The 14,830-nt window shown below is 56.8% G+C and carries 14 protein-coding genes; 7 read left to right on the forward strand and 7 right to left on the reverse strand.

From position 1 onward, the window contains the following. Positions 1 to 121 precede the first annotated feature (121 nt). The 3 genes from gorA to IMCC12053_RS12200 all read right to left on the reverse strand — a co-directional run bounded on the left by gorA (position 122) and on the right by IMCC12053_RS12200 (position 3,224). On the reverse strand, positions 122 to 1,483 hold the full coding sequence (gene gorA, locus IMCC12053_RS12190; RefSeq protein ID WP_062219432.1) for a glutathione-disulfide reductase: 1,362 nt from the start codon (positions 1,481 to 1,483) through the stop codon (positions 122 to 124). Between the two features lie 132 nt (positions 1,484 to 1,615). After that, positions 1,616 to 2,398 carry a ribose-5-phosphate isomerase RpiA gene (rpiA, locus tag IMCC12053_RS12195; RefSeq protein ID WP_062219434.1) on the reverse strand — a complete coding sequence of 261 codons (783 nt, stop codon included), beginning with the start codon at positions 2,396 to 2,398 and terminating at the stop codon, positions 1,616 to 1,618. Positions 2,399 to 2,552: 154 nt separating this feature from the next. Next, positions 2,553 to 3,224 carry a thiamine diphosphokinase gene (locus tag IMCC12053_RS12200; protein ID WP_062219436.1) on the reverse strand — a complete coding sequence of 224 codons (672 nt, stop codon included), beginning with the start codon at positions 3,222 to 3,224 and terminating at the stop codon, positions 2,553 to 2,555. A 140-nt stretch (positions 3,225 to 3,364) separates the two neighbouring features. Between IMCC12053_RS12200 and IMCC12053_RS12205 the strand changes: the two genes are divergently transcribed. Further along, complete coding sequence (locus IMCC12053_RS12205; protein WP_062219438.1) at positions 3,365 to 5,638, forward strand: hypothetical protein; 2,274 nt, start codon at positions 3,365 to 3,367, stop codon at positions 5,636 to 5,638. Between the two features lie 75 nt (positions 5,639 to 5,713). Here the strand turns inward: IMCC12053_RS12205 and IMCC12053_RS12210 are convergent, their stop codons facing one another. Both IMCC12053_RS12210 and IMCC12053_RS12215 read right to left on the reverse strand, forming a co-directional pair. After that, on the reverse strand, positions 5,714 to 5,956 hold the full coding sequence (locus tag IMCC12053_RS12210) for a DUF2842 domain-containing protein (RefSeq protein ID WP_062219440.1): 243 nt from the start codon (positions 5,954 to 5,956) through the stop codon (positions 5,714 to 5,716). 9 nt (positions 5,957 to 5,965) lie between these two features. Then, positions 5,966 to 7,261, reverse strand: coding sequence for an adenylosuccinate synthase (locus IMCC12053_RS12215; protein ID WP_062221301.1), 1,296 nt, complete (start codon positions 7,259 to 7,261; stop codon positions 5,966 to 5,968). Positions 7,262 to 7,477: 216 nt separating this feature from the next. On the opposite strand from IMCC12053_RS12215, the gene secG reads away from it, so the two are divergent. Together secG and IMCC12053_RS12225 are read left to right on the forward strand one after the other, a co-directional pair. Further along, positions 7,478 to 7,843: a preprotein translocase subunit SecG gene (gene secG, locus IMCC12053_RS12220; protein ID WP_062219442.1), complete on the forward strand. Its 366-nt coding sequence runs from the start codon at positions 7,478 to 7,480 to the stop codon at positions 7,841 to 7,843. A 157-nt stretch (positions 7,844 to 8,000) separates the two neighbouring features. Further along, on the forward strand, positions 8,001 to 9,644 hold the full coding sequence (locus IMCC12053_RS12225) for a CTP synthase (protein WP_062219443.1): 1,644 nt from the start codon (positions 8,001 to 8,003) through the stop codon (positions 9,642 to 9,644). A gap of 64 nt (positions 9,645 to 9,708) precedes the next feature. On the opposite strand, the gene IMCC12053_RS12230 is transcribed toward IMCC12053_RS12225, so the two are convergent. After that, positions 9,709 to 11,079 (reverse strand): L-serine ammonia-lyase, encoded by a 1,371-nt coding sequence (locus IMCC12053_RS12230; RefSeq protein WP_062219445.1) that lies wholly within the window; start codon positions 11,077 to 11,079, stop codon positions 9,709 to 9,711. Between the two features lie 51 nt (positions 11,080 to 11,130). After that, positions 11,131 to 11,772, reverse strand: a complete 642-nt coding sequence (locus tag IMCC12053_RS12235; protein ID WP_062219447.1) for an FMN-binding negative transcriptional regulator — start codon at positions 11,770 to 11,772, stop codon at positions 11,131 to 11,133. A gap of 183 nt (positions 11,773 to 11,955) precedes the next feature. Here IMCC12053_RS12235 and IMCC12053_RS12240 point away from each other — a divergent pair, with 183 nt between their 5' ends. The 4 genes from IMCC12053_RS12240 (at position 11,956) to IMCC12053_RS12255 (ending at position 14,810) form a co-directional block, all read left to right on the forward strand. Next, positions 11,956 to 12,549: a LysE family translocator gene (locus IMCC12053_RS12240; RefSeq protein WP_062219450.1), complete on the forward strand. Its 594-nt coding sequence runs from the start codon at positions 11,956 to 11,958 to the stop codon at positions 12,547 to 12,549. A gap of 65 nt (positions 12,550 to 12,614) precedes the next feature. Beyond that, the gene (locus tag IMCC12053_RS12245; RefSeq protein WP_062219452.1) at positions 12,615 to 13,058 is read left to right on the forward strand and encodes a tellurite resistance TerB family protein; all 444 of its coding nucleotides are present in this window, start codon (positions 12,615 to 12,617) and stop codon (positions 13,056 to 13,058) included. Positions 13,059 to 13,265: 207 nt separating this feature from the next. Next, positions 13,266 to 14,069 (forward strand): ABC transporter ATP-binding protein, encoded by an 804-nt coding sequence (locus IMCC12053_RS12250; RefSeq protein WP_062219454.1) that lies wholly within the window; start codon positions 13,266 to 13,268, stop codon positions 14,067 to 14,069. Between the two features lie 24 nt (positions 14,070 to 14,093). Then, on the forward strand, positions 14,094 to 14,810 hold the full coding sequence (locus IMCC12053_RS12255) for a transporter substrate-binding domain-containing protein (protein ID WP_062219456.1): 717 nt from the start codon (positions 14,094 to 14,096) through the stop codon (positions 14,808 to 14,810). The last annotated feature ends 20 nt before the right edge of the window (positions 14,811 to 14,830 follow it).

Raw genomic sequence — 14,830 nt, forward strand, 5'->3', positions numbered from 1 at the left:
CCAAGTGCGTGATACGCACCCGTAAAAGGCTTCAACGTAATCTGTTCGTTCCGGTCGCCGTTTTCAAGAGGTGCGAGGCGTATATCCGCCACCCTGCCCCGCTTTCGCGCCCGAATTGGGCTTAGTTGTGAACCCGTGTAGGCTCTTTCATCAAAACGATCTCTTCGGCCATCGTCGGATGAACCGCAACGGTGGCATCAAAGTCCTCTTTGGTTGCTCCCATTTTTACGGCCACGCCTGCCAATTGGATCATTTCGCCCGCATGTGGCGCGATGATGTGGCAGCCCAAAACTGTGCGCGACTCTGTGCACACGATTAGCTTAAACAAGACGCGTTCGTTTTTCTCGATGAAAGCGTTTTGCATCGGTCGGAACGCCGCTGTGTAGACTTCGACGGGGCGCTCATTGCGCGCTTGTTCCTCGGTCAGACCCACGGCGCCGTATTCGGGCTGTGTGAAAATCGCGGACGGCACGGCGACGTGGTCAGGCTTGGTCGGGTTGCCTTTGAACACTGTCTCGTGGAACGCCACCGCCTCACGAATGGCCACAGGGGTCAACTGGATACGGTCGGTGACATCGCCCACGGCAAAGATCGACGGAATGTTGGTTTGGCCATAGTCGTCCACCTTGACCTCGCCCGCACGGCCAAGGGCCACACCAACAGCCTCAAGGCCCAAACCCTCGGTCTTGGGTTTGCGGCCCGTGGCATAGAGCACCACATCAAACATCTCCTCGCGCCCGTCGGTGGCTTTCACCCACAGGCCATCCTCGCGTTTCTCAATGCGCTCCACATCGGTGCCCACGTGTAGATTGACGCCCTGCCCCGCGATCAGTTCGGAAATATGACCGCGCGCCTCATCATCAAAGCCGCGCAAAATCTGCGCACCACGGTAATACTGCGTGGTGTCCGACCCCAGACCGTTAAAGATACAGGCGAACTCACAAGCGATATAACCGCCGCCTACGACCAAGATGCGCTTTGGCAATGTCTCGATGTCGAAAATTTCGTTGGACGTGATCGCGTGCTCGATCCCGGGAACCGTGTCAGGCACGAACGGCGTGCCGCCTGCCGCGACCAAGATGTGTTTCGCGGTTTTCTCAGACCCATCAGCAAGCACAACCGTGTGCGGATCTTTAACAGTGGCGCGTTGGGCGATAATCTCGACCCCCGCATTGCCCGCGTTTTTGGTATAAATACCCTCAAGGCGCGTCAATTCTGCTTTGAGACGTTTTTGAAACTGAGGCCATTCGAAATCCCCAAGCGTAACATTCCATCCATAAGCCGCAGCCTCACTGGCCGCAGACGAATACTGAGACGCAAAGACCATCAGCTTTTTGGGAACACAGCCACGGATCACACAAGTGCCGCCCATACGGTACTCTTCGGCCATCGCAACCTTGTGCCCGTCTGCCGCCGTGAGACGCGCCGCGCGCACACCGCCAGAGCCACCACCGATCACGAAGAGATCATAATCAAACGCCATTTGTTCCGCCTGCCTTTTGCCTGTTTGGAAGAAGTCTGAAGTTGCAACTAGACATAGGTTTTTTGTCGGCAAAGGAAAACCCCGCTTACGGCTGCAAGCGGGGCCAATGTCGCGATGTCGATCACTATGTTGTTAAAGATCGGCGAAAATATTGTCGGACTCGGCAAACTCGATCATCCGTTCGCTGTCTTCGCCGGTGATAATGTCTTTGGTCTGCACGCGCCCGTCACCGTGGCCAATGATCACCTTATCGCAAATGTCGATAAACAGACCGTTTTCCACCACACCAGGCACCTGATTGAGCACCAATGCCAATTGCCGCGCATTGCCGATGCGTTGCAGGTGCAAATCAACAATGTGATTGCCCTCATCCGTGATAAACGGCACATCGCCATTCATCCGCAACGTCGACGATTGCCCCAACACATCCATTGATCCGAGCGTTTCCTCAACGAGCGCTTTGGTCGTCTGCCACCCGAACGGGATCACTTCGATCGGCAACGGGAACGCGCCGAGGTGTTCGACCTCTTTGGCCGCGTCCGTGATGACGATCATCTGGTCAGAGGCTGTTGCGACGATCTTTTCTTGTAACAACGCGCCGCCGCCGCCCTTGATCAGGTTCAATTCGGCGTCGAACTCATCCGCACCGTCAATCGTCAGGTCAAGCCATTTGGCCTCGTCCAGAGAGATCACTTTGATCCCGAGCGAGCGGGCCAATTCGGCGGTGCGGGTCGACGTTGGAACCCCAACAATCTTGAGCCCCTCATCGCGCACGCGCTCGGCCAAACAGCGCACCATCCATGCCGCTGTCGATCCCGTGCCAAGGCCAAGCTTCATCCCGTCCTCGACAAATTCGACGGCACGCTTGGCGGCAACAAATTTCGCGGTATCGATCGGTGATAAGGTCTCGGACATAGGCGCATCTCCCCAGAGGCATGTGTGAGTCGGACTGCTTATAGGAGAGCGCCCGCATCGACGATAGACGGTTTTTGACGCGAACAGACAGTGAGAGCGCTAACAGCCACAACAATATCCACATTAAACGGTCAACGCCCCTGAGGCATTCCCTTTAGAGTGCTTTTATGCCCAGCGCCTTCAAAAGCGCATCCAACGCCTCGACCGGCAAAAACAACAGCATTCCATCCCCATCCATCTCGATGTCCACCTGAGTGCCGCACGCCTCATTCGACGTGCCCCCGCGCCCGTCTGGTGCAAACTCAATGCCCTCGATAGGCCAAGTCAGCCCGACCGAGCGCCCCGTGACGCGCGACAGGGGAAAAAGAGAGACGCGTGTGCCAATAGGCAGTCTGATCGACAACGGCGATGTGAGATGCACACAGGTATCATGTGTTCCCAGCAACACAATTTTCCGCTCGGGGTGGCGCACAACGGCATTCAAGACCGCCAACTCGTGATCCACCCGCGCCCCCAAGAACCCGACACCAAGAAGATAAGGTGCCTCGATACGGGTCAGGCACTTCTCGAAATCGGTGCTGTTTTGCTCTGGAACATGGTAAAAACGACTCGCTTCAATTGCGGTGCGCGCCTTACTGTCCAAACTATCGAAGTCTCCGATGACCGCATCGGGCATATGGCCCAGATCAAGCGCGATTTGCGCCCCACCATCTGCCGCAACAAGGGTTTTAGCCTGTGTTAACGCTTGCGAAACCATAGCCGGCGTAGAGTTTCCACCACCAAGCAGGGTAACACCCGTTTCGACCTTTATCACAGGAAACACCATGTCCCACTCGACCTCTCAGGGTTCTTTGCCACAATTTGGACAGGAAATAATCACGCTAATTTCCTTGTTTCGTTCCGATTTGAGAACCAATTCATGGTAAATATGGTGTCGTTACACAAGGGCAGAAAGTGAGTTTCGGCATGGTTACGGATAGTAAAATTTTAACGGTCTCCTACGGGACCTTTTCGTGTACATTGGAAGGGTTCGACGATCCGTTCAACACGATGAGGTCTATTGCGGAGTATTTCCGTGATCTTGCCGCTGACGACCGGTATTTTGGCGCGGAACCACCCACGCCTGATCCCCAGATGCTTCAACCCATTGCCGAGCGCGAAATTCAGCGCCGCGTCGAGACGAAGCTGGATGAGAACGGGATGACCCTGCGACAGGTCGAGGGTGGGCCACATGCCGACATCGCGGCCCCTGTTGCACAACCGACCGCGACGACCGCGCCGATTAAAAAAGGCCCGACCGCAAAAGCAGCGGCTCCGTCACATGTGCCTGCACCTCAACCTCATGTCGCAGCTGCCCCTGCGGCCGAGGATACTGCGCCACGCCATGAGCGTCCTACGTCAAGCGCGCCGACAGCGGCCGCAGTGGCATCGGTTACGCCAGCCGCCGAAGGCTCGATTGCAGAAAAACTGGCCCGCATCCGCGCCGCCGTTGCAAAACGCGACGATGCCCCATTTGCCGAAGATCAGCACGCCGCCGATGCCTTTGGCACGACCATCTCCGGTACGGACGTCGATACAGACATTGTAGATCAACCCCTCGTAGACGCCGCAGATGTTTCGGACCAAACACCCGTCGAAGATGAGGTTGATTTGAGTGCCGTCATGGACGCCAGCAGCCCTGAGCCGGACGCAGAGGTTGAGCCGATTGTCGCCACACCCGACGAGGACGTGGCGCACGACATTATTGACGAGGCACCCCAAGCCGCGACAGCAAATGACGCGGACGACACATCCGACATCGAGATCTCGATTGATGTGACGGAAGATCTTGTCGCGGCCCCCGATATGCCAGACATGGATCCAAATCTCGCCGCCGATATCGCCGAAGCAAGCGACACACCCGACGAGGTTGAGGACGACATCGTGGCGCAAACCGCACCACAAGACCCGCTCACCCGCGTTCGCGCGCGAGTCATTAAAATGCGCCGCGCCGATTACGAGGCGGAAGTTGCCGCACGTGCGGATGTCACCGACCAGCCTGAGAAAACCACCGATGCGCAACCTGAAATCGAGGATGTCATAGCCTTCGACACAGACGCGCTCACCTTTGATGATGCCTCCAATGACGTGGACGACACAGATTTTGACGCCAACGATGTGCTGGTCGATTTTGCGGCTGATGCCGATGACGTGGATAACGCCGAGTATATCGAGGATCTCGACGACGCGGATACAAGTGCCGCCGACATCGCGTCCGTCCTGCGCCGTGAACTTGGCTCGACCACACTCTCTGACGATGACGAAGACGATCTTATGCGCGAACTGGCCGATGTTGCGGCGCAAAGCGTGGACGCCGAAATCATCACCGACCCTATTGTTGCCGATGCGCCCGATGACGCGCGCGACGACTCCCAGACCCTCGACAACGTTGCTGCTCTGCTCGGTGACAACGATGTCGAGGACGCGCCCCTTGTGGATGACGCGTTTGATGACCACGGCGTAGACCACGCCGAAACCGACCGCGAGGCCACACGCAATGTGTTCGCAACCTCCGCCGATGACACCATGTCGCGTATTCTCGACGAAACCGAGCGCGAAATGGAGAAAGACGACACATCACGCCGCCGGTCTGCGATTGCGCACCTCAAAGCGGCAGTGATGTCGAAACGTGCCGACCGTGATGCGGGCGACGAGGCCGCAAACGATGATGACGACCAAAATGTCTACCGCGACGACCTTGCAAGCATCGTGCGCCCGACCCGTCCCGAGCGTGTCAAAACCACCCGCCGTGACCTACCGCCACTGATGTTGGTGTCCGAGCAACGCATTGATACGCCCAAAGATATGATCAAAGGCGCGGATATTTCGCCCGTACGCCCGCGCCGGATTTCCGCCGCTGCGGTTGCTCTTCGCGAAGAGAGCGATGTCCACCATGATATGGCGATTGCAAACGCCACCGGTTTTGCCGATTACGCCGAGACCATGGGTGCGCAAGGATTGTCCGAGTTACTTGAGGCCGCGACCGCCTATGCCAATCATGTTGAGGGAAAAGATACCGTATCGCGTCCGCAAATCATGCGTTTGGCGATGGAGGCCATGCCGGAGGATCAACCGCTTGAGGATCGTCTGCGCTCTTTTGGACAACTCTTGCGTCAAGGCAAAATCAAAAAGATTGCACGTGGCCAGTTCCAAGTGTCCGATGCATCACGGTTCAAGCCCGAAACACGCGCACACGGTTAAACCAGTGCCGTGTCGCAACGCAAAAGGCCGCCCTAAGGGGCGGCCTTTCTCATATCTACGCAAGCGTGCGCCGACCTATGTGTCGTCTTCAAACCGCGCGCTCGGCGCATCAGGATCAGGCTGACCAATACCGCGAAAAACGGATTTAAGCGGAAATGTCCACAATATTCCAAGTCCAACATAGATCCCCAGCTCGACCAAAATGGACGGGCGATCAAACAAGCTGATCACCTTTACCGCCACGATGATGTATGCGGGAATACCGATCACGAGCACCAAAAGGGCGACACGGCGGCGGGTTTTATACGTCATAGCCATATCGGGCAGTTAGTCCGCAAACGGGTCTGTGACAAGGATCGTATCTTCACGCTCGGGTGAGGTCGACACGAGCGCCACAGGACAATCGATCAATTCCTCGATGTGGCGCACGTATTTGATCGCATTCGCAGGCAGATCATTCCATGTGCGCGCGCCCTCGGTGCTTTCGGACCACCCCGGCATTTCCTCATAGATCGGCACGCAACGTTCCTGATCTTCGGCCGCTGTCGGGAGATAGTCCAAACGCTCCCCGTCTAGGTCATAGCCCACGCAAATTTTCAGCGTCTCGAACCCGTCAAGCACGTCCAATTTGGTCAAACAGATGCCGTTCATGCCCGACGTCGCACAGGTCTGACGCAACAAGGCCGCATCGAACCAACCGCAGCGGCGCTTGCGCCCTGTAGTGGTGCCAAACTCGTGGCCGCGTTCGCCAAGGCGTTGACCATCCGCATCATGCAATTCGGTCGGAAAGGGTCCCTCGCCCACACGGGTGGTATAGGCTTTGACGATCCCAAGGACGTAATCGATGGCTCCCGGACCGATGCCGACACCTGTGGCCGCTTGGCCCGCGATCACATTGGATGAGGTCACAAACGGGTATGTCCCAAAATCGATATCGAGCAATGCACCCTGTGCGCCCTCAAACAAGATGCGTTTGCCGGCTTTGCGTTTCTCGTTCATCACCTTCCAGACGGGACCAGAATACGGGAGAATCTTTGGTGCGATTTCTTTGAGCGCCGCGATCAAGGCGTCACGATCAACGGGCTCGAACCCCAAACCCTTGCGCAATGGATCATGGTGTTGCAACGCGCGGTCAACACGCGCAATCAATGTTGCCTCATCAGCCAGATCGGCCACACGAATGGCACGGCGACCCACTTTATCCTCGTAACACGGGCCAATGCCGCGCCCTGTTGTGCCAATTTTTGTGCCTTTGGACGCGGCTTCCTCGCGGGCGCGGTCCAATTCACCGTGGATTGGCAAAATAAGCGGGGTGTTTTCGGCAACCATCAGCGTTTCAGGCGAAATCTCGACGCCTTGCGCGCGGATCGTTTCGATCTCGCTCAACAAATGCCACGGATCCAGAACGACACCGTTGCCAATCACGGACAACTTGCCACCGCGCACCACGCCCGAGGGCAGCGCATGTAGCTTGTAGACCTTGCCGTCGATGACGAGCGTGTGGCCTGCGTTATGGCCACCTTGGAAGCGTGCGATCACATCCGCGCGCTCCGAGAGCCAGTCCACGATCTTGCCTTTACCTTCGTCACCCCATTGGGCGCCGACAACGACGACGTTAGCCATGATGAATCCTTTGATTGGATTGAAACCCGCGCCCGTATAGCGCCGCGCGGGCGGTGAGGGAACCGCAAAACGTGTGAAACCTCTCACAACGCCACATTGTACATAGGAACACCGTGCACAAGCCGCGCGCATTTTGTGTCTGATCCGTTTGCACGGGGTTGCGTATAGGGCAATCTCATCTTAAGTACCCGCAACGAACCAATCGAAAGCAGATCCATGGAAAACGTTGTTCTCGTCGTCCACCTCATCTTGGCGCTTTGCCTTATTGGCATTGTGCTCATTCAGCGGTCTGAAGGCGGCGGTCTTGGTATGGGCGGCGGCGCAGGCGATGCGATGTCGGCACGCGGTGCGGCAACAGCCCTCACGCGACTGACATGGATTTTTGCGGTTGGGTTCATCATCACCTCCATCACTCTTACGGTTCTGGCGCGGCGCGAGGCCAATGTGTCCTCTGTCGTAGACAACATGTCCGCCACTGAAACGGTAGATGATGCCGTATCGACCCCTGTGTTGCCATCCGGCGAAAGCCTGTTGCCACCCTCGGCCACAGACGCGCCTATCGCACCACCCAGCGTCGAATAACCCCAAAACATGGGCGTTGCGGGATTAATTTCCGCAACATGTAGCGGTTTGGTTGCGCGGGACGACCGAATCTGATAGCTCTCAAATCCCGTGATACACGCGAAATATTTTCGCGTGTTTTACTCTTTTTTGGACACTCACGGGAGCCCCTCATCACATGGCACGATACGTTTTCATCACCGGCGGTGTTGTATCCTCTTTGGGCAAAGGTCTTGCCTCTGCGGCTCTTGGCGCCCTTCTTCAGGCGCGCGGATTTTCTGTACGGTTGCGCAAGCTTGACCCCTACCTCAACGTCGATCCAGGCACGATGAGCCCGTTTGAGCACGGCGAAGTGTTCGTGACCGATGATGGTGCGGAAACCGATCTCGACCTTGGCCACTACGAGCGGTTCACGGGCGTGGCCGCGCGCAACACCGACTCGATCTCGTCGGGCCGCGTTTACACCAACGTTCTCGAAAAAGAGCGCCGTGGTGATTATCTTGGAAAAACTATTCAGGTGATCCCGCACGTGACCAACGAAATCAAAGATTTCTTGCATGTCGGCAATGACGAAGTTGATTTCATGCTCTGTGAAATCGGTGGCACGGTTGGCGACATCGAGGGCTTGCCCTTCTTTGAAGCGATCCGACAGTTCGCCCAAGACAAACCGCGCGGCGAGTGTATTTTCATGCACCTCACGCTCTTGCCCTACATCACCGCATCGGGCGAGTTGAAAACCAAACCGACACAGCACTCGGTCAAAGAGTTGCGCACGATCGGCCTTCAGCCAAACGTATTGGTGTGCCGATCCGAGCACCCGATCCCCGAGAAAGAGCGCGAGAAAATTGCACTATTCTGTAACGTGCGCAAAGAAGACGTGATTGCAGCTCCTGATCTCAAATCGATCTATGAGGCGCCGCTGGCCTATCACCGTGAGGGCCTTGATCAAGCTGTGCTTGACGCCTTCGGCATCTCGCCTGCGCCCAAGCCGGACCTCACCGTGTGGCACGACGTGGCCGACCGCGTTTTCAACCCTGAAGGCGAAGTCAAAGTCGCCATTGTGGGCAAATACGTGCAACTTGAAGATGCCTATAAATCCATCGCCGAGGCGTTGACGCACGGCGGCATGGCAAACCGTGTCAAAGTCAAAATTGAATGGGTCGACGCGGAAATCTTTGAAAAAGAAGACCCTGCTCCTCACCTCGAAGGGTTCCACGCGATCCTGGTCCCTGGTGGCTTTGGCGAGCGCGGCACCGAGGGCAAAATCAAGGCCGCGAAATTCGCGCGCGAACGCAAAGTCCCCTACCTCGGTATCTGTTTGGGCATGCAATTGGCCGTCATCGAGGCCGCACGCAACCTCGCGGGCATCGAAACCGCAGGCTCCGAGGAGTTCGACCACGAGGCGGGCGGCAAACGCTTTGAACCCGTGGTCTACCACCTCAAGGAATGGGTCCAAGGCAACGCAACCGTGCGCCGCAACGCAGGCGACGACAAAGGCGGCACCATGCGCCTTGGCGCGTATACCGCCACGCTCAAAGAAGGCTCCAAAGTCGCCGCGGCTTATGGCACCACCGAGATCGAAGAACGCCACCGTCACCGCTATGAGGTAGACACAAAGTACCGTGAAAAACTCGAAAGCTGTGGCATGATTTTCTCCGGCATGTCCCCCGATGGACGCCTGCCCGAGATTGTCGAAGCGGTCGATCACCCGTGGTACATCGGCGTGCAATTCCACCCCGAATTGAAATCCAAACCGTTCGCGCCCGCGCCTTTGTTCAAGGATTTCATCCGCGCCGCAAAAGACAATTCACGCTTGGTCTAAGCCATCACAGTATGCGATTTAAACGGGCTCCTACGGGGGCCCGTTTTCGTGTGCGGAGTCTAGCTTAGCAATTGGGGATGTTTACGGCCAACCCGCCTAGGCTGGTCTCTTTGTATTTGTCGCTCATATCGCGCCCCGTCTGCCACAGGGTTGCAATCGCGCTATCGAGCGGAACAAGATGCGATCCATCGCCGTGCAGCGCCAGTGATGCGGCTGCGACCGCCTTAATCGCGCCTAAACCATTGCGCTCGATACATGGCACTTGGACCAAGCCCGCAACCGGATCGCAGGTCATACCAAGGTGATGTTCCAACGCAATCTCGGCGGCATTTTCCACCTGCGCAGGCGTGCCGCCCAAAACCGCACACATGCCCGCCGCCGCCATTGCTGAGGCGGATCCCACCTCGGCCTGACATCCGCATTCCGCCCCCGAGATTGACGCATTGTGTTTGATCAATCCGCCGATGGCCGCCGCCGTCAAAAGGAAATCGGGTAACTGCGCCGGATCGGCTTGTGGGACATGATCGAGCCAGTAGCGGATGCACGCAGGGATCACACCCGCCGCACCATTGGTGGGCGCGGTGACCACTTGGCCCCCCGCCGCGTTCTCCTCGTTCACCGCCATTGCGTAGGCCGAAATCCAGTCGTTGACGATATGGGGCGGCGCAAGGTTGCTGTGTTGCAGCTCTCGTAAATTAACATAGATACCCCGCGCACGGCGTTTGACCGCAAGGCCCCCGGGTAAAATGCCATCGCCCGCAAGCCCCCGCTCCAGACAGGCATCCATCGTGGACCAAATCTGTGCGATTCCGCGATCAAGATCGGCCGCACTCATCCGCGACACCTCGTTCGCGCGCTTCATCTGGGCGATGCTCAATCCCGCCGATTGTGCCATGTCCAACATCTCAAGGCTCGATTGAAACGGATAGGGCACATCGGACCGCGCGCTCATGTCTTGGCTTTGCGCCTGCTCAAACTCGTCAGCAGTCAACACAAAACCACCGCCAATAGAATAGTAGGTCTCGCACAACAAGCGTGCGCCAGAGGCACCTACCGCCTTGATTTCCATAGCATTCGCATGACCGTTGGACGGCGTATCATAGTCAAAAATCAAATCCACAGACGGGTCAAATGCAATCCCAGTATCGGGCAACACGTGATCCGTACAAATCGCATCAAAGACCGTATTTGCGCGGATCGGATCAAATGTTTGCGGGCTAAATCCAGCGAGCCCCAGAATACAGGCCCGATCGGTCGCATGTCCTTTTCCGGTAAATGCAAGTGAGCCAAGCAATCGGACGTGAAGCCGGACAGGCGTGATATTTTGATCAGCCAATGCGGCCATAAACCGTGCTGCGGCCACCATTGGCCCCATCGTGTGCGACGATGACGGGCCAATGCCCACCTTGAACATTTCAAAGACACTCAAGAACATCGCGACCTCCCATTGCCATGTAGACCAACGCGACGTCCGTCACCCTGTCCGTTATTGATCGTCAGCTTTTGGAAAGAATTCAAGTGCTTCTGCTAAATCCCGCGCCATGTCGCTGCGTTCGCTCATCAAGCCGTGATAGGTGCCCGCACGATCCTGCTCAGATTTGGCTTGGTTCACTTTCCACTTTCCTTCCATGTGCGACACTTCAAATCGTATGCCGACAATGCCGCGCTTGAGGGCGGCAATGTAGGCCACAGGTGCATCGGACATCGCCCACGGATTGGCGCGCCCCGCCTCATGGCGATCCGACAAGGCGCTCAGATGCGCGTTCAACCAGTCGCCATCCTGAATGGCCTCGAATGTGCCATGAGCATGCGCCACGATGTAGCCCCACGTTGGGACAACCTTTGCGTGAACCTGTTTTGAGGGGTAGTAGCTTGGCGATATATACGCGTGCGGCCCTTGAAACATCACCACCGATTGACCTGCACCCGCGAGAGTCCAATGGGAATTCGGGCGTGCGACATGGCTTTCGAGATAAGTTTTTGTGCCCTCTTCGCGCACCATCCACGGCACATGCGAAATCTCGATGCCGCCCTCATGCGGCGTCACAAGCGCGCCGAACGAAATTTCGTGCATCGCCGCACGCAGGACATTTGGATCGTCTATGCCAGTTTGGTCAGGTCGGTACATGGTCTGCCTCGCGCGGTTTTCTTTCGCCTAACACGCTCGTGCCACCGCGCAAACCATCATTCGCGCCATGTACTACGTTTGGGCGGCTCGACGCCACATGAAGGCCTTTCATCGCGCACCGTTATCGCACCCATCATCAAAAAGCGCACCACATTCGCGCGCGACCCGCTATAGCTTCGAGTTATGGATATGACCCTTTTCTTTGCCCTTTTGACATTTGCATTTGTGGCCTCTGGCACGCCCGGACCAAACAACCTGATGCTCTTGGCCTCAGGCGCTAATTTCGGGTTTCGGCGGACTTTGCCGCATATGCTAGGCATCTCTCTTGGCCACTCATTCATGGTGTTTGTAATCGGTCTGGGTCTGGCACAGTTGTTTGAGACTGTGCCTGTCTTGCGCCAGATACTGGTTGTCGTCTCACTCGCCTACATGCTGTGGCTCGCGTGGAAAATCGCGCATGCCGCCCCACCCAAAGAGGGCGCAGCCGGCGGCAAACCGTTCACATTTTGGCAAGCGGTCGCATTCCAATGGGTCAATCCAAAAGCTTGGATTATGGCGATTGGTGCGCAAACCAACTATGCGCAAGGTGAGGGATGGACGGCGGCGGCCATTGTGGGGCTCGGGTTTCTCATGGTGAACTTTCCCGCCATTACGGTCTGGGCATGGATGGGCACCGAGGTGCGGCGCTTGCTCACCAACACGCGGCGCTTGCGCATCTTTAACTGGACCATGGCCACTCTTCTTGTGGCCTCGCTCTTGCCCATTTTGGTTCATTGATGGCGCACCATCACAGTTGCGTGCACCCGTTTCCTTTTCCCCAATCGCGGTTTATATAAAATTCCATGTTTGCAGAATTCCTAAAAAACCTCATCCAACCGAACCCGCAACGTCTCTCAAGTGTCGATGCGCGTCTCGCACTTGGCGCACTTTTGGTGCGCGTGGCGCGCGCGGATGGGCACTATGAACCTGCCGAGGTCACAAAAATCGAGACGGTGCTGTCGGACCGCTACACCTTAAGCCAGTCCGATGCGACCGAGCTGCGCATACGCGCCGAACACCTCGAAGAGGAAGCCCCTGACACAGTGCGCTTTACCCGCGCGATCAAGGACGCCGTGCCCTACGAGGATCGCGAAAGCGTCATCGAAAGCCTTTGGTCCGTGGTGTTGGCCGATGGAGCGCGCGATCACGACGAAGATACGCTTTTGCGTTTGGTTGCCAATCTACTCGGCGTCAATGATCGCGATAGTGCCTTGGCCCGCCAACGTGTTGAAGCAAAGGCGAAATAGCCGTCACATCCACGGCGGCTTGCGAATCTGTGGCTGTGCGCCTTTCGACGTTGGTGTTCCAAAGTCGCCCCAACACTGCATTTGGATGAACGCTCGTGTGCATTGGCGCATAAATCCTCGCCATTTCGGGTAGGTTAACGCCGCGACGCAGGGTCAATTCGATGATGTTTGTTGCATCTGCTTAAGAATTCGCCCTAACTCGGTCGAATGTTGACCACTGACTCAAAAACAAATCCGCCCATGGACACGCCCGTGATCGAAATACGGGATCTGCATAAGGCGTATGGCGCTCTTGAAGTGCTCAAAGGCGTCTCGATGACTGCGCCGCGCGGTCATGTGCTTTCTCTTATTGGCTCCTCGGGGTCCGGAAAATCGACGCTTTTGCGCTGTGCCAACTTGTTGGAAGATAGCCAACAGGGCGAAATTTTGTTCGAGGGCGAGCCGATTACGTGGAAGGGAACGGGCCTGCACCGCCGGCCCGCCGACCGCAAACAGGTGATGCGGATTCGCACGAACCTGTCGATGGTGTTTCAACAATTCAATTTATGGGCGCATATGACGATCCTTGAGAACGTCATGGAAGCGCCTGTAACGGTTTTGGGACGGCCCAAAAAAGACGTCGAAGAGGCCGCACGCGCCTATCTGGACAAGGTGGGCATTGGTGACAAATGCGATGTCTACCCTGCGCAAATGTCGGGTGGCCAACAACAACGCGCCGCCATTGCACGCGCGCTGTGCATGGAACCCAAGGCCTTGTTGTTCGACGAGCCGACATCCGCGCTCGACCCCGAATTGGAACAAGAGGTGGTAAAAGTGATCAAGGCGTTGGCCGAAGAAGGCCGAACCATGATCATCGTCACCCACGATATGCGAATGGCAAACGACGTGTCAGATCACGTGGTTTTCCTCCATCAAGGCCGTGTTGAAGAAGAAGGCGCACCCGCCGACCTCTTTGGCGCGCCTAAAACTGAACGGCTACAACAGTTTCTAAGTGCAACTGTTCCGGCCTAAAAAGACCAACCTGGGAGTACTACAATGAACAAACTTATCCTTTCCGCTGCGGCTTTGGCTCTCATGGCCGGTGCTGCGACTGCCGATACCGTGCGCATGGGCACCGAGGGCGCCTACCCTCCCTACAACTTCATCGACGATGACGGCGAAGTTGCAGGCTTTGAGCGCGAAGTGGGCGACGAGCTATGTGCACGCGCCGAACTCACCTGTGAGTGGGTCACAAACGAGTGGGATACAATCATTCCAAACCTCGTATCGGGCAACTACGACACTATCATTGCGGGCATGTCGATCACCGACGAGCGCGACGAAGTGATTGATTTCACACAAAACTACTACCCACCAACCGCATCTGCCTACGCCACATTGACCGAAGGCGCAGACATGATGGGCGGCGTGATCGCGGCACAGACATCCACAATCCAAGCGGGTTACGTGGCTGAAACCGGCGCAACGCTTGTTGAGTTCGCAACTCTCGACGACACCATTGCTGCTGTGAAAAACGGCGAAGTGGACGGCGTGTTCGCAGACAAAGACGCCTTGGTGCCTTTCGTTGAAGAGCAAGGTTTCATGTTCGCAGGCGATGACGTGCCACTGGGCGGCGGTATCGGCCTTGGCGTGCGCGAAAGCGACACTGAGCTGAAAGACAAATTCAACGCAGCTATCGATTCCATGAAAGCGGACGGTTCGTTGAACGCCCTTCTCGTCAAGTACTTTGGCGACGAAACAGCGCAGTACTAAGATCCAAGGGGGTGGGGCCA

The organism is Celeribacter marinus (assembly GCF_001308265.1).
GTDB classification, from domain to species: domain Bacteria; phylum Pseudomonadota; class Alphaproteobacteria; order Rhodobacterales; family Rhodobacteraceae; genus Celeribacter; species Celeribacter marinus.